This is a genomic window from Methanolacinia paynteri, from assembly GCF_000784355.1.
Classification (GTDB): Archaea; Halobacteriota; Methanomicrobia; order Methanomicrobiales; family Methanomicrobiaceae; genus Methanolacinia; species Methanolacinia paynteri.
On the sequence record NZ_KN360931.1, the window covers coordinates 56,989 to 78,396 of the forward strand.

Here is a 21,408-nt window from a genome sequence, read left to right on the forward strand (position 1 = left end):
TAAATTTGAATCACTATTTTTCATGAAAATTGTCAAACTGATCACACCTGAAAGATCAATGATATCATTATTTGGTTTATTGCGATCACTTTCGGATTGTTCTCAAAACAGTCATATCCCTCGAAACCGATACTAATAATCAAGGATGACAGACGGCCCGACACCTGCTATGAGACAGTTCTACGAAATGAAGTCGAAACACCCCGGCACAGTTCTTTTTTTCCAGATGGGTGATTTCTACGAGACTTTTGGAGAGGATGCCGAAGTCGTGTCGCGTGAACTGGATATTACACTGACTTCACGCGGCAGGGACAAGAACGGCGAAAAAATGCCCCTTGCAGGTGTTCCGATTCACGCGGGTGAATCGTATATCTCGCGCCTTGTAAAGAAGGGTTACAGGGTTGCCGTCTGCGATCAGATCGAAGACCCGAAAAAGGCCAAGGGCATCGTAAAACGCGATGTTGTCAGGATCATAACACCAGGGACGATTATCGATTCGGGAATGATCGATAATTCCGGTCCCAGTTACCTGATGGCAGTTATGCCCGGTAAGGACATTGAAGACTTGGGATTTGCATTCCTTGATATTTCCACGGGAGAGTTTTTTATCTCTGGGTCCGGCAACGGAGAAATGTTCTCGCAGATAAATTCGGAGATCGCACGTTACAGGCCGTCGGAGTGCATCGTCCCGGAAAACTGTCCTAAGAAAATTTCTGATTATATCGCGGGCAGAAACGTCCTCGTGACAGGGTATGATCCGCTTCATTTTGATATAGAAAATGCAAGAAACTTTCTGCTCGAAAAATTCGAGGTGAATTCCCTCGAAGGATACGGCTGCATGGGAATGGACCTGTCCGTATGCGCCGCGGGTGCATGCCTCTCATATGCGTGCGAAACGCAGAAATCGGATCTCTCCCATATAAGGGGCTTTTCCACTAGGCTTCCTTCCGGGAGCATGGTTCTCGATGCAATCACACTGAGGAATCTGGAGGTCCTGGAGAATATAAGAACACGGCAGGGTAAGAATTCACTTTACGATATCCTCGACGAGACTAAAACACCGATGGGGAGCAGGGTTCTGAGATCATGGCTCACGGCCCCGCTTGTAGACCGGGACAATATAAATTCAAGGCTCAATGCAGTAGAGTTCTTCTTCAATAACCTGTACATCCGTGAGTCATTACGATCTCTCCTTCATCGTTACGCGGATATTGAAAGAATAGCAGCTAGGATCTCCTACGGGAATGCCGGTCCGAGAGAACTCGTCACATTAAAGAATTCCCTTGCAAAAATTCCCGAGATCAGATCATTATTTTCGGAGGAAGGAGCAGTAACCCCTGAACTTATATCCTGTTCGCTCGGTTCGATCGAATCCCTCGACGAATGCGTTGAACTGATAGAGAGATCCATTGAGGACGAGCCTCCCGTGCTTGCGAGAACCGGCGGTGTGATCAAGAGAGGCTACAACCATTACCTTGACGAACTCAGGGACTCGTCGGGTTCTGCAAAGGAGTGGATAGCCCAGTTCCAGCAGGACGAGAGGGATCGGACCGGGATTAAATCGCTCAAGGTCAGCTACAACAAAGTCTTCGGCTATTATATAGAAGTGACAAAGTCGAATCTCAAACTCGTTCCCCAGGAGTACCAGAGAAAACAGACCACTGCCAACGGGGAAAGGTTCACTCTTCCCGAACTGCAGGAGAAAGAGTCGTTAATCGTCAATGCGGAAGAGAGATTTATCGCACTCGAACAGGATTTGTATACCGGAATCCTGACAAAACTCAGGGAAAAGGTCGAAGAGATCCTAGATACTGCAAAGATGATCGGCCGGCTGGATGTCCTGGCGGACTTTGCTCATTTATCATCAAACTACAATTATGTCCGGCCGGTAATCGAGGATTCGGCAAGACTCCTGATAAGCGACGGGCGGCACCCTGTTGTCGAAAGGAACCAGTCGTCCGGTTTTGTCCCGAACGATGCAGGAATCGATTCCTCTGACAACCAGATCCTGATAATCACCGGTGCAAACATGGCCGGAAAATCGACCTACATGCGTGAAGTGGCACTTTTATGTATTATGGCCCAGGCAGGATGCTTCGTCCCCGCATCAGGTGCCGTAATCGGAATTATCGACAGGATATTCACCCGTGTCGGCGCTTTCGACGATCTTTCGAGCGGCCAGAGCACGTTCATGGTCGAGATGCTCGAGCTTGCGAACATACTCAACAATGTAACGGACAAGAGCCTTGTAATCCTCGACGAGATCGGGAGAGGAACAAGTACTCTCGACGGATATTCCATAGCCTGTGCAGTTATAGAATACCTGCACGGGAGCGGAAGTTCGGGGCCGAGAACGCTTTTCGCTACTCATTTCCACGAGATGGTGGACATCGAGGGAAAGCTGAAGAGGGTGAAGAACTATCATTTTGCCGTAAAGGATACGGGTTCGGATATCGTGTTCCTCAGGAAACTGATCCCCGGTGCAAGCGACAAGAGCTACGGTATTCATGTCGCTAAACTTGCTGGCATCCCCAGAAAAGTGTTAAAGAGGTCCGAAGAGATACTGCGGGAAGAGCAGGAGAAGGAGTACAGAACCGGAGGAAGAATCCAGCCCCGTTATACCCAGATGCTTCTCGTCGACCAGCCAACCGCCGTGGAGCCGGTATTGGATGAAAATACGAAAACCCTCCTGAAGAAGGTAAAGGATCTGGACCCCGATTCGCTGACCCCGAGAGAGGCGCTTGCAGTATTATACCAGCTGAGGGAAGAAGCCGGAGGAAATAAAAAATGACAGATCCGGAAGCCGGAAAGATACACATCCTGAGCAATGCCACGATCAACAAGATAGCGGCAGGCGAGGTCATCGAAAGGCCGGCATCCGTCGTAAAGGAGCTGGTTGAAAATTCGCTCGATGCAGAAGCAACCTCGATAAAGGTTGAGATCACCTCAGACAATAGCGGAATAACAAAGATCAGGATATCCGACGACGGATACGGAATGGATGCCGATTCAGCCCTTATCTCGTTTTCGAGGCACGCTACCAGCAAAATCTCAAAAATATCCGATCTCTATGAGATCTCGACAATGGGCTTTCGCGGTGAGGCGCTTGCAAGTATAGCAGCTGTATCGAAGGTCACGATGATCACGAAACAAAGGACACTCGAGCCGTCTCCGGGTACAAAGATCGTGATCGAAGGTGGTGACGTTGTCGAACAGTCCCCAGTAAGCGCTCCGGACGGAACAAGCATCCTCGTTGAAAAACTCTTCTTCAATACGCCCGTCAGAAAAAAGTTCCTGAAGTCCGTAAAGACAGAATTCACCCATATATTCAGGGTAGTCGAAGAGGCGGCGCTGGCCAACAGTGGCATCTCATTCCAGCTCCTGCATAACGGCAAGGTCAGCCTTTCTACAGGAAAATCGGGATCGGTTCTCGATACCATCACGTATGTTTACGGGACTGAATATGCAAAGGAGATGATACCGGTAAAGAGTCTCCAGACATTCATGAAAGTCGACGGCTTCTGTGCACCACCTTCCCTTGATGCTCCCAATTCCAGGAAGATTATCATATCCGTAAACAACCGTCCGGTTTATTCCCTTCCTCTCGTCCAGGCGGTGAAGAGGGCATACGGCACCCTTCTCCCGCGGGAGAGATACCCGGTATGTTTCCTGAATATCAGGATTGACAGGAAAGTTGTAGATGTAAACGTCCACCCGGCTAAAAAAGAAGTCCGTTTCTCAAGAGAGAAAGAGATAACAGAAGAAATAGTAGCTTCAGTCAGGGAGGCGCTGGACTCCAGGAACCTGCTGTTTTCGTATGGTGCTGGAAATAAAAACATCATCCGGAAGGTTTCCGTTGTCGACGATACCTCTCAGAAGCCGTTGTTTTGCGTATCATCTGAAGACGCAGTTTATAATCCCTATTTGGGAGGGGGAAACAAAATTCCGGAGAATAGGTCCGACCATTCCCTGGCAGAGTATTCAACTACGGATTCGAGGCTCCGTTCGTCAGCGGATACCGCAGAATCTGAAGAGGATGACAGAAAACTTCCCTACATGAAGGTCATCGGGCAGGTCGACGATTCATATATAGTAACCCAGATGAGGGGAAGCGACGAGGACGAAATGGTGATAATCGATCAGCATGCCGCCCATGAGAGAATAATGTACGAGATTGTCTGTGAGAAGAGGACCTCGGGCCACATCTCACAGGAGCTTCTCGTTCCTTCGGTGATCGCATTCAAGCCGTCCGAGTCCGCAGCACTTTCAGAAAACCTTCAGCTTCTTGAGGAGGAGGGTTTCTTCCTCGAGGAGTTCGGGAAGGACACTTATGCTCTCAGGGCTGTCCCGGTAATTCTTGGGAAAAAGGCAGGAACCGAAACACTGAAAGATATCGTAAACGATCTGCTCGAAGGGGGCAGGGCCCAGTCTCTCGATATTCTGAAAGAAAAAATCTCCTCCACTATCGCATGCAAAGCTGCAATAAAAGCGGGAACCTCGTTATCCGTGGAGCAGATGGAGAGACTAGTCGATCAGCTTTCGAGAACGAAAAATCCGTATTCATGTCCTCACGGAAGGCCGACCATGATCTCTTTTTCGAAATCGCGGCTGGACTCTATGTTTAAAAGAAGTTAAAGGGTTATCCCTTTAATTTTGCCTGGACAATAAAGCCGGTTATGATGCTTACAATTCCAAGCACGAATAAGAATGCTCCGAGAACCATAACAAAGACATAATCCATCATGAGCGGCATCAGGATAACGAAGAACCCGATTGCCAGTGCTATGATTCCTGTGATTACAAGAAGAACCCTGTACCATCCGCTCTCCTTCTCGGCTGTAAATCCGAGCCAGAGATCTCCGAAACCGGATATGAATGCCCATATGGCAATAAATACGGCTATCGTCAGCCACATAATCTCGATGTTCAGGAGAACAAGCAGTCCGATAATTATACCGATAATTCCTAAAATCACCAGCAGGGCTCTTGATTTTCCGCTTTTTTGCCCTACAGCACCCTTGATGATAATAGAGATGCTGTAGATTACTATCAATGCACCGAGGAAGTACGAGATCAGGTTGAAAACCGCCGGTGCCCATACCATCAGAATTAAACCGAAAATTACCGCGATAAGGCCCTGAAGAAGGAAGATCCACCAGTTTACGGGAGAGAAACCATCTTCTTCCACTATAACTACGTCAGTCATAAATACCCTCCAACAACAAATACGGCATGATTATATTAATATTTACCCCTCTTAGAGCGATTTAAAGGATTAAAGCCTTTGGTTCAGAGTCTGCACAGATCACGTATGACCCTGAGTACGTACAACCTTTCATCCTCGACAATTTTCTCTGCGACAATAAAAGAGAGAAATCCCAGCTCTGAAAAGATCTTTCTGACCACGTCCGTTCCGGTAAGTGAAGAGATGAGGAGCAGGCATCTGCCCGTCTTTGACAGGGCTGAACCGAGCTGTTCGGCGAATTTTTGAATCGTGGCTCTTCCGTCCTCACCGCCGTCAAGTGCATATTCCAGCCAGTCATCGATCCGCTCTTCCGGCTTCGTAGGGAGGTACGGCGGGTTGAAGATCACGAGATCGAAGGTACCGCAGATCCCGGAGAACAGGTCAGTCCTTACAACCTCTACGCCGTTCTTCTTTGCGGTGATGCAGGCATAGGGATTGATATCGGTTGCAATCGCATACTCTGCTTTATCCCTGATTCCCGACGAGATGAATCCGCTGCCTGTTCCGATCTCTATAACCCGGTCCTGTGATTTGATCTCGTGCATGACTGCTTCAGACAGCAAAAATGTATCTTCTTCAGGCCGGTAGACCTGCTCGTGGTAGAATAATTCAGTCATATCTGCCAGATCCGTCAATCACAGGGAAATTGCAGAATAATATTTTCATAAATATTCTTAAAACCTTTTGATTACTAAGTATTGTTAGAAAGATGCAGCTTAGGATAGGTAAAGCAGGGGGAAGGGACTTTAGTGTCGATGCCCAGGAGCTGGTAACCGGGAGGACGTGCATAATCGCACAGTCAGGGGCCGGGAAGAGCTGGAGTATTGCTGTATTATGCGAGAAGATGTGTGAAGCCGGGATCGGTTTCTGCCTGATCGATACCGAGGGCGAATACTATTCGCTGAAGGAAAAATTCGATAATATATGGTGGGTCGGGGCGGAAGGAGCGGATTCAGAGTGCGAAGATATCGAGATGGACTACGATATCGAGAGGGTCAATCTCAAGCATCTTATGGAGAGAGCGGTCGCAGAAAGCCGGCCTGTAATCTTCGATGTCTCCGAGGTCGACATGATCCCGCGTGTCACCCGCCTTGTAAATATACTCTATGATGTGTCGACCGAGCAGAGAAAACCGTACTTACTGATAGTCGAAGAGGCCGACAAATTCATCCCCCAGTCCAAGGATTCGATAAAAAAGATAGAAGAGATATCCCGCCGTGGGAGAAAGAGAGGCCTGGGGCTTCTTGTGGCGACCCAGAGGCCTGCAATAGTCACCAAGAACGTTCTTTCCCAGTGCAACAACCAGATAATCGGAAAACTATCCATTGAAAACGATCTTAAGGCCGTGGGTTTGTTCTTCAGCTCCAAGCAGGAGGTTGAAGAGCTGACAACCCTTACACCCGGTGATTTCTTCGTGATGGGAACAGTTACCCATGAAAAGACGAAGATGAGATTCGGGAAGAGGCTTACGAAACACAGGGGCCTCACACCTCTTCTTGAGGAGAAGGAGATCACATCCGAAACCGTTCCGGAGGACGAACCCGAGGATGAAGTTTCATTCAAACTGGACTCCGATGCGGCAATCGATGACGGTGCTAAAAAGGAGACAGGATCGGTTTCCCCTGCGGAGCCTGTTGACAATAAACCTCCGGAGCAGAAGAGCAAAAAGAGGAAACCAAGAGCTAAGTCCTCGATCGATGCAAAGGGCGGCAAGAACTGCATCGTTCCGACCCTTTCAAGGGATGAGGTTCTTGATATCGCATATTCCAGACTAAAAAAACGCAGGTTTGGAATCGGAACGGATGAAAGACTGATTGCTGCCGAATTATCCTTCAGGCCTGTTTATTTTGTTCTTGTCAGGTACATCAAGAGCAGGATCATCAGGAGCGGCTCGACCATTGAGAATTCTTTCTTTTTAGACGGGCTGACAGGCGATTGCGTCGATATTGCAGGAGGGATCGCGTTCAGGCGGTGTTTCAGCGAGTACATTGGGCTTGATGAAGATTCCATTCTTGTTCTCGACGGCATGCCCCTGGCAGGGGAGACATCCGTAGAGATCGAGGCACGAACGCGTTTTCCGAGAAAGGCCGTCGAGAAGGCGGTGGCATCCCTGCTTGAACGCAAACTTCTCACGAACGGTGAAGCTGTAGGGGAATCCGGCGAGATAAAATATGTCCCGCTCGTAAAAAAGAGGCTCCCTGCTCTTTCCACGAGGATTGTAAAGACGGATTTCAGGTTCGGCCTGCCCGAGGAGGGAGAGGTAATCGAAGAGACTGTTCAGAAGGATGACGTGAGGACTATCCTAAAGGCGATAGAACCGACGTCCGAGATCGTCGAATTCAAAACATTTTATTATCCTGTATACGAGATCAGGATCGCAGCCGATCATGAAGAGAAAACGGTCTCAATAGATGCCCTAACAGGAAAAGAGGTCCGCTGGATCTGAATTATGCGGTTGCAATATTCGAGATATCGGAAAAATCCTTCAGGGAAAGTTCCTCGGCTCTCTTTTTCAGCATTTCATCGGGAAGATTATCGATAATTCTCTCGTATCTCTCTTCTCCGATCACCGACCTTGAGGATTTGAGTGATTTCTTCAGGGTCTTTCTCCTGTGTGAAAACAGCTCCCTTACAAGAATCGAGTAGAATTCCGGATCATCCACAGGATATGTAAGTTCCTCTTTCATCGTTATTCTCACGACCATCGAATCGACGGCGGGAGGCGGGGAGAAGGCTTCGGGAGGCAGGTTGAGAAGAGGCATCACCTTTGCGTATGTCTGAACCATCACGGAAAGTCTTCCGCAGTCGCTGGTCCCCGGCAGTGCCATCATGCGGAGGGCGAACTCTTTTTGGTACATAAGTACCGCCTCCTTGAACCCGTGCTCGAGGAGCCTGAAGGTAATCTTCGATGATACGGAATATGGAAGATTTGCAATAACGATATCGAAATCAGGGTAATCGCACCTGACGGCATCTTCGTTGAGCAGAGTCAGCCGGCCTGAGTCGATCTCGTCCGCAAAACGCGATCCTAGGATCTCGATCATCTTCGGATCGATCTCGATAGCGATTACCTTCGCTCCTCTTTCAAGCAGCTCTTTTGTAAGCGCTCCTTTCCCCGGGCCGATCTCGAGGACGGTCTGATCTTTGATATCTGAAAAATGGGCAATTTTCCTGACCGCATCGGGATCGGTCAGGAAGTGCTGATCATGAGGAGCACTCATTTTGAAGTAAAAAGATGATATTTTATGTTTGGATCTTCGATCTCTTCGACTATTCTTTTGATTATCATCTGCTCCGGGTGGGGAATGGTCTTGATTCTCTCGCTTATGTCGGCAAAGTTCTCGAACGGTTTCTTGTTCCTCTCGTCGAGAATTTCCCACATGAGTTTCTTACCGATCCCCGGGAGAAGATGAAGCATATGCTGCTTTGATGTAATCGGTACAGCCTTGTTGAAGAAATCTACATATTTCTGCTCGTTCTCCAGTACGATCTTTTCAATTGCGTACGGGAGTTCGAGCTTGGCCGTCTGGGTGAGGTCCTCGTATCCGATCCTGCGCTTTACACGTTCAATTTTATCTCTTTCCTTATCACCGATGTATACTGTCTCTTCAGTTTTTATCTCGGCATTCTTGGGAACCAGCTCCAGGAGTTTGTACTGATCTGTACCTACTGCCTGTACCAAAGGTTCTTTCTTGAACTGGGGCCGGCGTGCATCGCCGTGTCCCATAGGAAGATAATCTAAAACTACCGCATAAAGCTCTTTTTTATCTGAACGCATAAGAGGAACACCCCCAAAAAAAATTAAAAGTGCTGCTCGACAAGGTCCAGGATCTCATCGAGCTCCTCACCTGAAAGGGTGAAGCGCTCTTTTGCATAGATTGCCCTAAGCTCGTCTCTTGTCCTGGGCATTATGCTTGCAATCCTGAATGCAATGTCGGGCTTTATTTTTTCCAGCGAAAGGAGTTTCTCGACAAGTTCCCTGGATTTTTCCGCACTTGTCTTTGAGAGATGATTGGCATGCTCAATGCTTCTGCGAAGCTCGTATGACATTTCTTTGCCTGCACCGAGACGGTCCGCCTCGACCTTCAGCAGCATCTCCCTCATTTCCTGAAGGGTTATCCTCTCTTCGCTATCTATTCCTTTTACTTTCATGCCAACCACTATGAATGATTACTGCTTTTGTGGTTTTAGATGTTGCGGTCTTGCGACTACAGTCTTTCTGGAATTGCCGTCGTTGATCTCAAGGACCCATGCGTGACCCTGCTTCCCGATAATTTCGCCGGTTCTTCCCTGGAACCTGCGGTGGGGCATGCCTTTCTGCACACTGGAATCGATTACGATGTGTACCTTCTGGCCTTCTTCGAATTCCTGAATGATTGAAGTTACAGGAGCCATTCCTCTCTTTCTGAGATCTTTCTTGAACTTATATCGGGTCTTTTTTCTCTGACCAAAGTGATGTGCCATTTTGATTCTCTCCTTAATTTTGAATAATTTCGCCGGTTCTGGTTTCGGGAACAACGCTCTCGACCATTACAACATCCAGACTTTTTACCCGGGCGGGGCGGTTGATTATCTCCGAAAGGCTCGGACTCGTCCGTCCTTCATCGCCCGATATCAGTTCCTTGATGTAGAGTCCGGCATCCCCAAGCACTTCTATCCTGAAGCTGTCGTCCTCTACACCAGTGCAGCTGATGTCGATGCACTGACGTTTTCTGACCTTGTCTGCCCTCCGGTGAGAAACCCTTTCCGGGGTGCGCTGATTAATTATAGCCCCACGGAGGCTGTTTAAGGCAGATTTGACTTCATCTGCCGAAAATTCGCCTTCTACTTCCACCAGAATGCTGTACTTTTTATGAGCTTTTCCCGATTTAAGGGTTTCCACCTCTTTGCGATCGCTGATGTGATCAATGGTTACGGAAACCCTTCCTCCGGCGCTTTCATTGATTGTCTTTTCAAGCTCTTCGGGATCGAACGATCTGATCGCCGGCTCGACTATCTCGATTACGAAAGGCCTGCCGGTACCGAGCATCCTTGCGTCGATATCTTCCCTGCCGGCCCCATGAAGGACTGCATCTTTCGATTTGAAGACTTCGATTGCAGGTCTCCCGATAAGTTCCTCTACCGAGTCTGCATACATCTTGCCGGTGAAGTTGCACCTTTCGCATCCTTTGCCCCTGCACACCCTGCAATGCCAGCGTGTCTGGGGGATTCCTCTTTCGTACTTGCAGTACCTGCCGTAGATGTAGAGGGGATTGATCTCGATTTCAACGGTTCCTTCAGGGATATTGCATACTGCAACGACATCGGGCCTCTTGAAGTCGACCTGTTTTCCCGTGATGCTGCTGACGATCTTTCCGACCTCCCTGTTGAATTCAGCTTTCAGGGGTTCGGGCGATTCTAGTCCGAGATCTGTCCAGACCATCTCCTCGCTCTCTGCAGAGAGGGGAGGGACGCGGCATCCGACGAGCATCGTTTCAAACTCGATCCCGGAAAGAGCGTCCGCGATCTTCTTCGCCCACTCTTCGGCAGTGTCGAAGATGTTGCCGCAGATCCAGCATTTTCCGGTCTCCCTGCTGTAGGGGATATTCTTCTCAAGCGAGTATGCGATCCTGAGAGATCTTCCCCGCTCCTCGTTTCCGAGTCCGTGGGAGAGCTTTCCGAAGAACCTGCCCAGGCAGTGATCGCATACGGGTCCGTATTCGAGGATCTCGCCGACCTTCTCAAGTATGTCGCTCATTTTTCTCTCCTGTCGTGTTCATTGAGGATTACGATAACAGTATGATCCGCGTGCAGCACCTTCGGCCCGGCGGAGATCTTCGGGAGATCCTTTATCAGACTCTCTTCCTCTTCTGAAAAATTCATGTGATCCGAGAGTATGTAGTTCTCCGGAACATCCTCTACGCTGCGGATGTCCGTTCCGTTTTCATCGAGAACTGAAAAGTCGATCTCATCCAGGAGTCTTTCCAGTCCGCCGTTTCTGATGTAGATGCCCTTTGTGGATTCGATGAACTCCTCTCCGCAGACAACCTGAAGTGCTTTTTTTATCAGCGAGCCTGCACTCCTCTCGTCGGGATTGAGGTAGCGAACTTCGTTTCCCTTAATCAGGATTGTCTTCGGGGGATTGGGTTCTCCGAGGAGGAGAAGATAACATTCGACATCCCTCCGGAGATCGTGGGAGAGGAAGAAGCAGGAGTTGACGCACCTGCACAGGACATCCATCCTTCCTGCCCCACCGGGCATGTCGTTAAGGGAAAAACCGCCTTCGGTAACAGCCTTGTGGCCGATAATAAGAAATCTTTTCATCAGCCTTTACATCCCGCCGCCGAACTTCTTCATCATCCGCTGCATGTTGAATTTGCCGCCGCCCATCCCCTTGAATCCTTTAAGGGTGCGCTGCATCGTTTTATGGTACTTGAGGAGTTCCCTTACTTCTTCCTGGGAGACTCCCGCGCCCGTGGCAATCCTCTGGATTCTCGATGCATGAATAACGGAGGGATCGTCAAGCTCCTCGTTTGTCATGGAGTCCATGATCACCTTGTAGGCTTCCATCTTCTTTCCGGTGGTATCGAAGGCATCCTCGGGGATCTCTATGTTTCCGAGCGGAAGCATCGACATGACCTGCTTTAAGGGGCCCATCTTCTTCAGGGATTCAAGCTGCTTGTACATGTCCCTGAGGGTGAACTTTCCTTTCATCATGGCGTTTACATCGACTTCTTCAGCGTTGATAGCCTCCTCTGCGCGTTCGATGAGGGACTTCAGGTCTCCCATTCCGAGAAGTCTCGAGATGAAGCTGTCGGGATCGAAGCGTTCGAGATCGTCTATAGTCTCTCCGCTTCCGACGAATACGATACCCGATCCGGTTTCGGCTACGGCCGACAAGGCACCGCCGCCCTTTGCAGTTCCGTCCATCTTCGTGATGATGACACCGTCGATGCTGATTGCATCGTGGAACCTTGCAGCCTGCTCGCGCGCCTGCTGACCGAGTGCCGCATCGAGAACGAGCCACCTGTGCGACGCCTTCGAGAGATCGTTTATTTTGATAATCTCGTCGATGAGCTCGTCTTCGAGCGCATGACGGCCCTGTGTATCGATAATCAGGACTTCAGCGTTCTTGAGCTGCTTCATGCCGTTTTCGACGATCTTAACGGCATCGGTCTCTCCAGGTTCCCCGTAGCAGGGGACGTTTACCTTGTCGCAGAGTGTCTTTAACTGGTCGTATGCACCGGGCCTGAAGACATCCGCACAGATTACTCCTACTCTCAGTCCTTTCTTCTGGAAGTACCTGCTGAGTTTTCCGGTCGTGGTCGTCTTTCCGCTTCCCTGTAGACCGGCCATGAGGATCGTCTGCGGACCGAGCGTTACCTCGATCTCCTCGCCCATGAGGTTTACGAGCTCCTGGTACACGATCCTTAAGACGTGCTCACGGACGCTCATTCCCTTGGGTGGCTCTTCTTCGAGCGAACGCTGCTTGATGGCCTTCGAGAGATTCATTACAAGCTTGACATTTACATCGGCCTGCAGGAGCACTCTCTGGAGATCCTTTACAAGCTCCTCTACCGCTACCTTGTCGATTACGGTCTTTCCGGCAAGTTTCTTTAACGCGTCCTTTAATCCCGAGCCCAGGCGATCGAGCATAATTAATCCTCCTCCAGGAGTTCTTCAACCATTTTTTCAGGTTCGAACGGGACAATATCGTCGTAGCCCTGCCCCATTCCGAGGAACATAAGCGGCTTGCCGATCGTATGTGCAATCGAGATCGCCGCACCGCCCTTGGTGTCCATGTCTGCTTTAGTAAGCACAACCACATCTGTACCAACAGCCGAGTTGAACTCTTCCGCACGTATCACCGCATCGTTGCCTGCGACTGCCTCGTCGACATATGCGACGATGTCGGGATTCATCACGCGGCGGATCTTTTCGAGCTGCTTCATCAGGTTCCCTTTGTTGTGGAATCTGCCTGCGGTATCGGCAAGGACAACATCGATGTCATGCGCCTTTGCGTAGTTCACGGTGTCGAACAGGACCGCAGAAGGATCTGCTCCCTCCTGGTGGCTGATAACCTTGACTCCGATGCGATCGGCGTGAGTCTTCATCTGCTGGTTGGCACCTGCACGAAATGTGTCGCCCGATCCGATAACAACCGAGTAGCCTTTGCTTTTCAGGTAGAAGGCGACCTTTGCAATAGTTGTAGTCTTCCCTGCGCCGTTGACACCGGTAAAAAGAACCTTTACGGGCTTTTCGTGCGAGTCTATGTAATCGGTAAGCAGAAAACCTTCCCCGAGGACTTCCAGGAGTGCATTTTTGAGTGCATCTGTAACGAATTTCTCGGAATTGGTTCCGATCTTTCTTCTCTGTCCTGCGAGGTCATCCTTCATATAACTGATGATGGCCTCGGTGGTGTCGAATGCAACATCGTTTTCGAGAAGAATAAGTTCAAGCTCTTCCAGGGGTTCCGAGATGTCCTTTTCAGTGATAAGGACTTCCCTCTCTGTAACAAGGACTTTGATCTTGCTGCCGAAACCTGCTTTTTTTTCAGGTTTTTTCTCAGTCGGGATCACGGGCTGATCTTTTTCTTCGGAAAGTTCGGGCTTCGGTTCCTCCGGCACTTCCGGTATACGGTTGTCGGCTTTTGAAAGCTGCGACTCTTTCTCTATCGCTTCGTCTATATTGGAACCGAATTTCTTCGAAACTCCCTTCAGCCTGTCCTTAAGAGATTTAAACATGGATAATCAGTTTCCTGACTGCGCCTGGTACTTTTTGTAGAGATCTTCCATTTTTTTGGCGACATCGGACGCCTGTTTGCGGATCTCGGTTATCGTTTCGGATACCTTCTTCTCGAGTGCCTCGAGTTCGATTATCCTGTCTTCCAGATAGCTGACTGATTCGTCGCCGGTCTTTTCGACAATGACATTCGAGCCGATATTTACGAAAACATTGTCGGGTTCGAGTGCTTTCACTTTCATGGAAGCACCTCCGCCGATCTCAAGAAGCATCGTGTTGTCCGGTTGCGAGCCGATATTTTTTATCGTCTCTATCGCCGTCAGGGATTCGATTCGTCTTTGTTCCAGTATCTGCAGTTGTGCGGTGTAGGCTTCGGCCTGCTGCCCGAATTCATTGAGATACTGCTGGAGCATCTCAATCTCCCGGGGGTCGACATTATCCAAATTACTCACCATTAATAAGTTTGATACTGTCAATTTTGATATAATTTCTCTTTAATCTGTGTTTGCTCCCGAAAACATTATATGTGCTTTCGGTTGCCTGGATTTCGTTTGGAGCGGAGATCACTTTTGTAAAGGGCTGCCACTCCAGTCCGTTTTTAAAACTTCCTGTAACTTCAAAATTCTTCATGTCCATTTCAAACTACTCCGTTAAAATCCAAATACTTCTTCAATCCTTCCAAGTTCATAACCGCTCGTTGAGATGCCGGCAAGGTAGCTTTTGCTGTTTGCAAGGAGTCCGGTCCCTATGAGAGTGCTGCCCATGTTGACCGTTCCGGTTCCGACAGGCAGTTCCGTAATCTCTTCGATCTCGGCTATTTCCGTTGCCGATGCTCCGGGATTGAGTATGACTCCCCTGTTTGTCGCAACTGCGGCCATTCCTACGGTAGGTATTTTGCCGATGTTCATCATAAGAACCGGGACTTCGAGAAACTCCGATATCTTTTCGGCAGTTCTCTCGGAGGTCTCGGGGTGTACTGCGGCAAAATGATCGTTTGCAAGGATGATGTTTCCAGCGGCGTTCATGGTCCGCTCAAGAAGCATTACCTTACCGTACTTTTTGAGAAGATTGATCTCTTCAGTCGATGCAAGACCGCTGACAATCATCCCGTTGCTGTTTCCCGCAAGGAGGGACCCGATTATCGAACAGCCCTGTATTGTGGTCTGAACAACTTCAACACCCAGTCTTTTCTCCACGGAACCTATGTACTCCTCGGTTGCGTCCAGAGGGACAAATGCAACGTCCTCAAATACACGGGTGTATACGCCTATATGCTCGTCGCCTGCGAAGCTGATCGTTTCAACCATTTCACTCTTCGGCAAGTTCAGCCTGAACCTGGCCGTCCTCGAATTTCATTGCACGGATGCGGATCTTTCTTGGGGGTTTTTCACATCCGTGTTCCCATATCTTTTCGTTGATGCTCTTGTCGATTTTGATGTCTTCGCTTTTCATGTGTTTTGCAAGGAATTCCCTGATCTCTTTCATTGCTCTGGGGCTCCTCTTCCACCGCGGTGCTCTCTTGACATCACGAAGCGGTATGACATAGATCTGTTCCTTTAAGATATCTGCCATTTTTCATCACACCTTCAGTTTGCTTCTTCTCCAGTTGCGTCTCCTGGGATGGGATACAACATGCCTCTTCGTCTTAATCATTACCCATGCCGGCACGCGCCTGTTCTGTTCGCATGCCTTTGCAAGTCTTATTTTTCTCGCTTTGGTTACTTTACTCATTTTTACACACCCCTTAGCTCCGTAATGCCTTTCCGGTAACGAGTGACTGCTCATGGTGGCTGGGAAATATTTCGTAAGGATCGAGGCCTTGAACACTGAATGCTGTTCGGATTTCGTTTTCGTAATCGCCGTTCTCGATGGTACCTGTTTCACCGTATTCGACGGTGAAATATTTACCAGCGAGGTGGTTTACTTCACGTCTTCCATATCCAAGCAGAGGCCGCACGAGGGCGCATTGATATCTCGCTTCTATGCTCTGCACTTCGGCGTAATCAAGCATAGGAACACGGTCATTCAGCCGCGTTCCATCCCCTATAACATCGTATTCCCCTGAGAGGGAACAGATGGCGCTCCTGTGAACAAGGTTGATGGCAGAGTTCGGGAATCCGTCATTTACCATCATCTCCATTACTTTTTCAAGCAGTCCTTCGTCAAATACTCTTTTAATAAGCGGAAGTCCTAAAGCCTCAGCTGCCTTTTCGACACTCGGGATCTTTCTGTCGCCGTCGAATACGAATGTATTCAGTTCGGCTTCGTAATCCCTTGATATCATGAGGGCCGCAAGAGAACTGTCCTTTCCTCCGCTGAAGAGTATTCCGGCTTTCATAGTTTATGCTTACGAGTGATGTTAATCTCTCTTTTGTTCGGAATAAGCTGGTTTAAGATCGTCTTAAGCTGTTCGTCGCTGATTCGATCTCTTATACGGCCGCTCTGGGCAAGCATAATCAGCTGCTGCTCCACAGCCTGCGCGAATTCCGGTTTTGTCAGTTTGATGGTGTTTAAACGTTCCCGGGCTTCTGGCTCGAGGATCTTCATAAGCATCATATGCATCTGGGCTTCAGCCTGTTTCTGGCGGGCCATTTCCTCCTCCATTCCCTGCTGGTCCATCTGCTGCCTCTGAAGCTCCTGCATCTTTCTTCTGCGAATTTCCGCAAGTTCGTCGTCAACCATCTTTTTAACTCTCCTTTCAGTACTTTGCTATTGCCGGAATTGATTCGGCAACAGTTTCCTTCAGGCTGTTTGCTGCGCCGTCAAGGAATGACCTGCCTGCAGGGGATACTCTCCTTCCTTCAGGTGTGTTCTCAATGTACCCGGCCGTTTCAAGCTGCTGGAGGATCTTGCGTGTAACCGATCCCGATCCCTTCCTGAAACTTGAGGGCATCGAGCCCCTGTCCATTTTTCCGCCGTAGAAGGACCTGAGTCTCTGGACTCCTACGGGACCGTCGATGTACACTCTGCGAAGCAGTGATGCCGCACGTATGTACCACCAGTCTTCATCTTTCGGAGGCATCTCTTTGTGGACGCCTGTCTTTGCAAATCCTGCCCATTCCGGAGCTTCTATCGTGTCAAGCTCTTTGAGCTCGCCAGCCACTTTTCTGATAAGAAGATCCGGTGGGATATCATATACAGTTGTCATTTTCAACCACTCTCTAAATGATGCTAAAGAGACCATGCCTTGTCTTTCAAAAGCATGATTTTTTCACTGGAAATATCCTGAAACAACTGTTTCCGGGACAATTCGACGGGAATGGAAATCCACTTTTAATTCCCGTCCGTCAGATAATTTCCATAAGCAAATTAGCAGTCTCTATATATTTGACCGGTTAGCTATTATATATTTTCCAAAAAGAGATTTTGATAGAGTTGCTCTTGTGATTATTATTTATTTTTCGAGAGAATCATCGTCCTCCCTCTTTTCTGTATTAATACGGCACCTGCCATCCTGGCAACTTCTTCAGGATCGACCTCGCTGTTTCTGAGCCATTTGATCTTTATGATCTTTCTCTCCTTAATCTGCATTTTGATTTCATCTATTGTGCTCTCTGTGATCCCTTTTTTGCCAATCCATACCGTAGCTTTCAGCTGCTGCAGTCCTGCAGTCTTCTCTTCCTTCTTCATCTTCTTTCCTTTATCGGATATCTCCTGATATACCCGCAGTTCGTGCAGGTAAGTGTGACTTTTCCGCTGTTTATTCTCGTTCTTGTGTTGTTTCCGGGTGAGAAGAAGCTGAAGCATTTCCTGCAATAGCTGTGCCTGTAACGGTCAGGTATCTTCACCCTGTATTTCATCGCGATCTTTATCGCGAGAATTACATACCTGCCGGAAAGTGACGGATCTTTTTCATAGACTGCGTGAGCGGCTTCAAACAGTCTCTCGATCCTCTCTTCCGCGATCTTTCTTTCCGTGTTTTTATTCCTGCGTGGTGCCATAAGTTGTGACAATATGGTATCAGTCTTTCTTAGCGGAAAGAATTTTTACTTTCCTGTTCTCTATCCTCAGCAGGTCTTCACAGAACAGGGCAACGGATCTCTGGAGCGCCTTGTGCTCTTCTTTCAGGATTCTTTCTGCGAGGGAATCCTCGGTATCATCGTCCATTACGGGAACGGGACTTTGGGCAATTATTGCTCCGTGGTCCATCTCTTCGTCCACAAAATGCACTGTACAACCGGAAATTTTTACGCCGTATTCTATCGCCTGTTTATGGGCGTGAAGACCCTTAAACGACGGAAGAAGAGCCGGATGGATATTTATCATCTTTCCGGGAAACTGCCTGACGGTATCATCGTCGAGAAGCCTCATATACCCGGCCAGGACGAAAAGGTCTGCACCTGTCTCTTCCATCCTCCTGCGAAGCGCCGAATTGTAATCAGTTCGGGACCCGAAACTGCTGAAATCGATAACTTTTACCGGTATACCTGCTTTTTCGGCTCTTTCTATTGAGTATGCCGATGGATTATCGGTAATCAGGCAGCAGATCCTGCCTTTAATCAATCCCGAATCAACACCGTCGATTATTGCCTGAAAATTTGTACCCCTTCCTGAAGCAAGAACGGCGATATTTTTCATATCCATTATCATTGGCAGTCAAAAGGAATAATTATTCTGTGTGGGAATTCCCGGTGGGGATTATGAGTTTCACGTCGATGATCCTTCTTCCCCTCATCTTCATGACCCTCATCTCGATGTCCTGGTCTTCAAGTCTTATTACTTCCCCGCGTTTCGGGATGTGCCCGAGCCTGTCTATAAGAAGGCCTCCTATAGTTTCATATGATTCGTCGGTCGGGAGGTTGATGTTTAAGTCCTCGTTGATCCTGTCGACCCAGGCGCCCGCATCTATCAGGAATACGCCATCGTCGATCGTCTGGACCTCCGGTTCCTCCACGTCGAACTCGTCGAGAATGTCGCCGACGAGCTCCTCCAGTATATCTTCTATCGTGATTATACCAACATAGGTCCCGTATTCGTCGATTACCATCGCAAGATGGTTCTTCTTCATCTGGAGTTCGTTTAAGAGTTCGTCGATCTTCTTGCTCTCCGGGACGAAATGGGCTTCGTGCAGCAGATCGATTATTTTGGTATCGGTTTTCTTGTTGTATACTGCTGCGAATGCATCCTTTACATTCAGTGTCCCGATGATGTTATCCATCTGCTCGTGATACACGGGGAGCCTTGAGAATCCGGTATCGTTGAATATGCTTATCGCATCCTCGAGAGTGCTACCGTCGCTTATCATGATCACGTCGCCCCTCGGGGTCATTGCTTCTCTTGCATACGTGTCGGTGAACCTGAAGACGCGGTGGAGCATCTGGTGCTCTTCTTCTTCAATGGTTCCCGATTCTTCTCCGGCATCTATCCACTGCTTAATCTCTTCCTCCGTAACTATCGGGTGGCCGAGATTCTCTTCAATCCTGAAGAGCTTTTTGAAGCCGTCGTAGATCAGGATTACCGGAGTGAAAATGTACGAGAGCGCAAGGATTATTTTTGCAGAGAAAAGAGCGACCTTCTCCGGGTGCCTTGCTGCATATGTCTTCGGTCCGATCTCTCCGAATATAAGCATCAGGATGGTTACGAGTCCTGTTGCTATTCCGATACCGATATCCCCGTAGATATCAACCGCGATCGCCGTTGCGATTGATGCCGCAGCGATGTTTACGAGGTTGTTTCCGATAAGTATGGTTATCAGGAGATGGTCCGTATTGGACTTTATTTTTTCAAGTGCAAGGGATCCTTTCTTCTTCAGTTCAAGAAGCTGTCTGACCTTTGCATGATTTATACCAATTAGTGCGACTTCGGACGCGGAGAAAAAAGCGGACAGAATGAGGCACAAAACAAAAAGAAATATTCCTAAATTAGCTACGTTCATTTGTTCCACGCCGCCCCGGCGGCAGAATTTTTATTCATATTCAGATTTCTAATCAATAGTTGACCTGAGACAATAAAATTATTACGCTGATTCTGGTTATTATCACGGGAAATTGGGATTGGAATGATTATCAGTTGAAGAAACTTTTGATGTAACTGACGTCTTTTTTGACAATCGAGATCTTTTCTTCGGCAGTGGCCGTCCGATCAAGGTTCAGGTCCTCGAGTTCGAGAGTAAGGAACCCGTCATATCCCCTTTCCGAGAGATCGCCCATGATTTCTCCAATAAAGGGATCGTTGTCGAGCGGGAAGTGGTTTTTAACTCCGGAGTTCCTGCTGATATGTATATTGATGATCCTGTCAAATGCGGAGTTAATGAATTCCATGGCCTTTGTGTTATCGTTTGTAATGGCATGTGCGATGTCGAATGTAAAATAAAGCCATTCTTCCTGTTCGAGTATATCCTCCATCTGTTTCGGTTCGGAGAACAGCGAGTTGATCTTCGGGGGCATATTCTCAAGTGCGACCTTAACTCCGGTCTCAACTGCTGCGGTATGAACCCTGTCAATGTATCTTTGGAAACGCTCCATGTCTCTCTTTCCCGCCGGCCTCTTTGCAGTTCTTCTCCCGGGGTGAATCGTTACCACTTCCGCACCAAGTATTTCTGCAAGTCTTATCGCTTCGAGAGTATTCTTTGTCGAGACCTCGGCGACGTCAGGGTTCACCGAACATGGATTTAAGTCGAGAACAGGTGCGTGAATCGTGATGGATTCGAGTCCCGGATGTCTGCCGAAGATGTCTTTTATGTCCTCATGTTTTTTCCCGTGAAGCCAGAAGTCTGGAGTTTCGGGCCAGAATTCTATTGCATTGCATCCGGATTTTTCCACGAACGAGAATATTTCAGCACATAAATATTCATGAAAAAACATGCTTGAAACTGAATATTTTGGCATTGATTCAGAATTATTGATGATATCATATATAACTGATGCATCAGGGCAAAAAGAGGATTATATTTTTGATTTCAGGTATTGTGAATAGTATTCGATCTTGTTGAGCAGTGTTTCGGGGCTTCCGTAGTAGAAATAAATTGCATAGATCGTTATTCCAAGTATCAGTATAAGGACGATCAGGGGTATGAAGATTATAAGCGCGATATCCTTATTTCTGGCAGGCGAATACTCGGCTTTGCCTTCCTGTATCCGTCCGGCTTTTTTATAGGCATCGTACATCCCGAATATCCATACCAGAACCCCGGGTATGAAGAAGAAGAGCGAACCTATGGCAAAGCCGAAGAAGATCAGGAGGCCTTTTGAGAGTTTATCCCCGTTGTACATCTGTCCGAGTCCGGGGTAGAAAGCCGAGAGGATCAATGAAACCGCCGGGACCTTCAGCTGTACGTCTCCCGAAGGAAATCCCGAACCGCACTTAGTACAGAATTTATCTCCCTTATTTAATTTACAGCCGCAGTTGGGGCAGTATATAATTTCCATGAGATAATTATGATCAAACAGCCTTTAAATTCCTGTTGCATAATTCATATCATAAATCGCGACTCTATTATTATC

At 48.3% G+C, this 21,408-nt stretch carries 27 protein-coding genes; 3 read left to right on the top strand and 24 right to left on the bottom strand.

Annotated features, from left to right (window positions below; all coding sequences use genetic code 11):
- Positions 1 to 145: 145 nt before the first annotated feature.
- Both mutS and mutL read left to right on the top strand, forming a co-directional pair.
- Positions 146 to 2,791 (top strand): DNA mismatch repair protein MutS, encoded by a 2,646-nt coding sequence (mutS, locus tag METPAY_RS07235; protein WP_048150782.1) that lies wholly within the window; start codon positions 146 to 148, stop codon positions 2,789 to 2,791.
- Positions 2,788 to 4,635: a DNA mismatch repair endonuclease MutL gene (gene mutL, locus METPAY_RS07240; protein WP_048150786.1), complete on the top strand. Its 1,848-nt coding sequence runs from the start codon at positions 2,788 to 2,790 to the stop codon at positions 4,633 to 4,635. Before mutS ends, mutL begins: the two co-directional genes overlap by 4 nt.
- A 4-nt stretch (positions 4,636 to 4,639) precedes the next feature.
- Here the strand turns inward: mutL and METPAY_RS07245 are convergent, their stop codons facing one another.
- A complete protein-coding gene (locus METPAY_RS07245; RefSeq protein ID WP_048150789.1) occupies positions 4,640 to 5,206 on the bottom strand; it encodes a DUF308 domain-containing protein in 567 nt (188 codons plus the stop codon).
- A gap of 83 nt (positions 5,207 to 5,289) precedes the next feature.
- Complete coding sequence (locus METPAY_RS07250; RefSeq protein ID WP_048151130.1) at positions 5,290 to 5,862, bottom strand: HemK2/MTQ2 family protein methyltransferase; 573 nt, start codon at positions 5,860 to 5,862, stop codon at positions 5,290 to 5,292.
- Between the two features lie 92 nt (positions 5,863 to 5,954).
- On the opposite strand from METPAY_RS07250, the gene METPAY_RS07255 reads away from it, so the two are divergent.
- A complete protein-coding gene (locus METPAY_RS07255; protein ID WP_048150791.1) occupies positions 5,955 to 7,691 on the top strand; it encodes an ATP-binding protein in 1,737 nt (578 codons plus the stop codon).
- Between the two features lies 1 nt (position 7,692).
- Here the strand turns inward: METPAY_RS07255 and rsmA are convergent, their stop codons facing one another.
- The 22 genes from rsmA to METPAY_RS07365 all read right to left on the bottom strand — a co-directional run bounded on the left by rsmA (position 7,693) and on the right by METPAY_RS07365 (position 21,333).
- The gene (rsmA, locus tag METPAY_RS07260) at positions 7,693 to 8,466 is read right to left on the bottom strand and encodes a 16S rRNA (adenine(1518)-N(6)/adenine(1519)-N(6))-dimethyltransferase RsmA (protein WP_048150794.1); all 774 of its coding nucleotides are present in this window, start codon (positions 8,464 to 8,466) and stop codon (positions 7,693 to 7,695) included.
- Positions 8,463 to 9,023: a DUF655 domain-containing protein gene (locus tag METPAY_RS07265; RefSeq protein WP_013329788.1), complete on the bottom strand. Its 561-nt coding sequence runs from the start codon at positions 9,021 to 9,023 to the stop codon at positions 8,463 to 8,465. Before METPAY_RS07265 ends, rsmA begins: the two co-directional genes overlap by 4 nt.
- Before the next feature lie 23 nt (positions 9,024 to 9,046).
- Positions 9,047 to 9,397 (bottom strand): RNA polymerase Rpb4 family protein, encoded by a 351-nt coding sequence (locus METPAY_RS07270; RefSeq protein WP_048150796.1) that lies wholly within the window; start codon positions 9,395 to 9,397, stop codon positions 9,047 to 9,049.
- An 18-nt stretch (positions 9,398 to 9,415) separates the two neighbouring features.
- Positions 9,416 to 9,709: a 50S ribosomal protein L21e gene (locus tag METPAY_RS07275; RefSeq protein WP_048150798.1), complete on the bottom strand. Its 294-nt coding sequence runs from the start codon at positions 9,707 to 9,709 to the stop codon at positions 9,416 to 9,418.
- A 13-nt stretch (positions 9,710 to 9,722) separates the two neighbouring features.
- Positions 9,723 to 10,982, bottom strand: coding sequence for a tRNA pseudouridine(54/55) synthase Pus10 (locus METPAY_RS07280; protein ID WP_048150799.1), 1,260 nt, complete (start codon positions 10,980 to 10,982; stop codon positions 9,723 to 9,725).
- Positions 10,979 to 11,548 carry a tRNA (pseudouridine(54)-N(1))-methyltransferase TrmY gene (gene trmY / locus METPAY_RS07285; RefSeq protein WP_048150804.1) on the bottom strand — a complete coding sequence of 190 codons (570 nt, stop codon included), beginning with the start codon at positions 11,546 to 11,548 and terminating at the stop codon, positions 10,979 to 10,981. The genes METPAY_RS07280 and trmY overlap by 4 nt, the downstream gene beginning before the upstream one ends.
- 6 nt (positions 11,549 to 11,554) lie before the next feature.
- On the bottom strand, positions 11,555 to 12,880 hold the full coding sequence (locus tag METPAY_RS07290; protein ID WP_048150806.1) for a signal recognition particle protein Srp54: 1,326 nt from the start codon (positions 12,878 to 12,880) through the stop codon (positions 11,555 to 11,557).
- Between the two features lie 2 nt (positions 12,881 to 12,882).
- Positions 12,883 to 13,968 carry a signal recognition particle-docking protein FtsY gene (gene ftsY, locus METPAY_RS07295; RefSeq protein WP_048150809.1) on the bottom strand — a complete coding sequence of 362 codons (1,086 nt, stop codon included), beginning with the start codon at positions 13,966 to 13,968 and terminating at the stop codon, positions 12,883 to 12,885.
- A gap of 6 nt (positions 13,969 to 13,974) precedes the next feature.
- On the bottom strand, positions 13,975 to 14,421 hold the full coding sequence (gene pfdA, locus METPAY_RS07300) for a prefoldin subunit alpha (protein ID WP_048150812.1): 447 nt from the start codon (positions 14,419 to 14,421) through the stop codon (positions 13,975 to 13,977).
- A complete protein-coding gene (gene rpl18a / locus METPAY_RS07305) occupies positions 14,411 to 14,602 on the bottom strand; it encodes a 50S ribosomal protein L18Ae (RefSeq protein WP_048150818.1) in 192 nt (63 codons plus the stop codon). The genes pfdA and rpl18a overlap by 11 nt, the downstream gene beginning before the upstream one ends.
- A gap of 14 nt (positions 14,603 to 14,616) precedes the next feature.
- The gene (locus METPAY_RS07310) at positions 14,617 to 15,273 is read right to left on the bottom strand and encodes a translation initiation factor IF-6 (RefSeq protein WP_048150821.1); all 657 of its coding nucleotides are present in this window, start codon (positions 15,271 to 15,273) and stop codon (positions 14,617 to 14,619) included.
- A gap of 1 nt (position 15,274) precedes the next feature.
- The gene (locus tag METPAY_RS15290) at positions 15,275 to 15,538 is read right to left on the bottom strand and encodes a 50S ribosomal protein L31e (RefSeq protein WP_048150824.1); all 264 of its coding nucleotides are present in this window, start codon (positions 15,536 to 15,538) and stop codon (positions 15,275 to 15,277) included.
- Positions 15,539 to 15,544: 6 nt separating this feature from the next.
- Positions 15,545 to 15,697: a 50S ribosomal protein L39e gene (locus tag METPAY_RS15295; RefSeq protein ID WP_013329777.1), complete on the bottom strand. Its 153-nt coding sequence runs from the start codon at positions 15,695 to 15,697 to the stop codon at positions 15,545 to 15,547.
- A gap of 13 nt (positions 15,698 to 15,710) precedes the next feature.
- Positions 15,711 to 16,304, bottom strand: coding sequence for a DUF7411 family protein (locus METPAY_RS07325; protein WP_048150826.1), 594 nt, complete (start codon positions 16,302 to 16,304; stop codon positions 15,711 to 15,713).
- Complete coding sequence (locus tag METPAY_RS07330) at positions 16,301 to 16,648, bottom strand: DNA-binding protein (RefSeq protein WP_013329775.1); 348 nt, start codon at positions 16,646 to 16,648, stop codon at positions 16,301 to 16,303. The genes METPAY_RS07325 and METPAY_RS07330 overlap by 4 nt, the downstream gene beginning before the upstream one ends.
- 16 nt (positions 16,649 to 16,664) lie before the next feature.
- Positions 16,665 to 17,114, bottom strand: a complete 450-nt coding sequence (locus METPAY_RS07335; RefSeq protein ID WP_048150829.1) for a 30S ribosomal protein S19e — start codon at positions 17,112 to 17,114, stop codon at positions 16,665 to 16,667.
- Between the two features lie 242 nt (positions 17,115 to 17,356).
- On the bottom strand, positions 17,357 to 17,596 hold the full coding sequence (locus METPAY_RS07340) for a YhbY family RNA-binding protein (RefSeq protein WP_013329773.1): 240 nt from the start codon (positions 17,594 to 17,596) through the stop codon (positions 17,357 to 17,359).
- Positions 17,593 to 17,907, bottom strand: a complete 315-nt coding sequence (locus tag METPAY_RS07345; protein ID WP_048150832.1) for a ribonuclease P protein component 4 — start codon at positions 17,905 to 17,907, stop codon at positions 17,593 to 17,595. Before METPAY_RS07345 ends, METPAY_RS07340 begins: the two co-directional genes overlap by 4 nt.
- 19 nt (positions 17,908 to 17,926) lie before the next feature.
- The gene (purN, locus tag METPAY_RS07350; protein WP_084600726.1) at positions 17,927 to 18,556 is read right to left on the bottom strand and encodes a phosphoribosylglycinamide formyltransferase; all 630 of its coding nucleotides are present in this window, start codon (positions 18,554 to 18,556) and stop codon (positions 17,927 to 17,929) included.
- A gap of 19 nt (positions 18,557 to 18,575) precedes the next feature.
- Entirely contained in the window at positions 18,576 to 19,841 is a 1,266-nt protein-coding gene (locus tag METPAY_RS07355) for a hemolysin family protein (protein ID WP_048150835.1), read from the bottom strand.
- A gap of 130 nt (positions 19,842 to 19,971) precedes the next feature.
- Positions 19,972 to 20,793, bottom strand: coding sequence for a sugar phosphate isomerase/epimerase family protein (locus METPAY_RS07360; protein ID WP_048150837.1), 822 nt, complete (start codon positions 20,791 to 20,793; stop codon positions 19,972 to 19,974).
- A gap of 57 nt (positions 20,794 to 20,850) precedes the next feature.
- A complete protein-coding gene (locus METPAY_RS07365; protein WP_048150840.1) occupies positions 20,851 to 21,333 on the bottom strand; it encodes a zinc-ribbon domain-containing protein in 483 nt (160 codons plus the stop codon).
- Between the last annotated feature and the right edge of the window lie 75 nt (positions 21,334 to 21,408).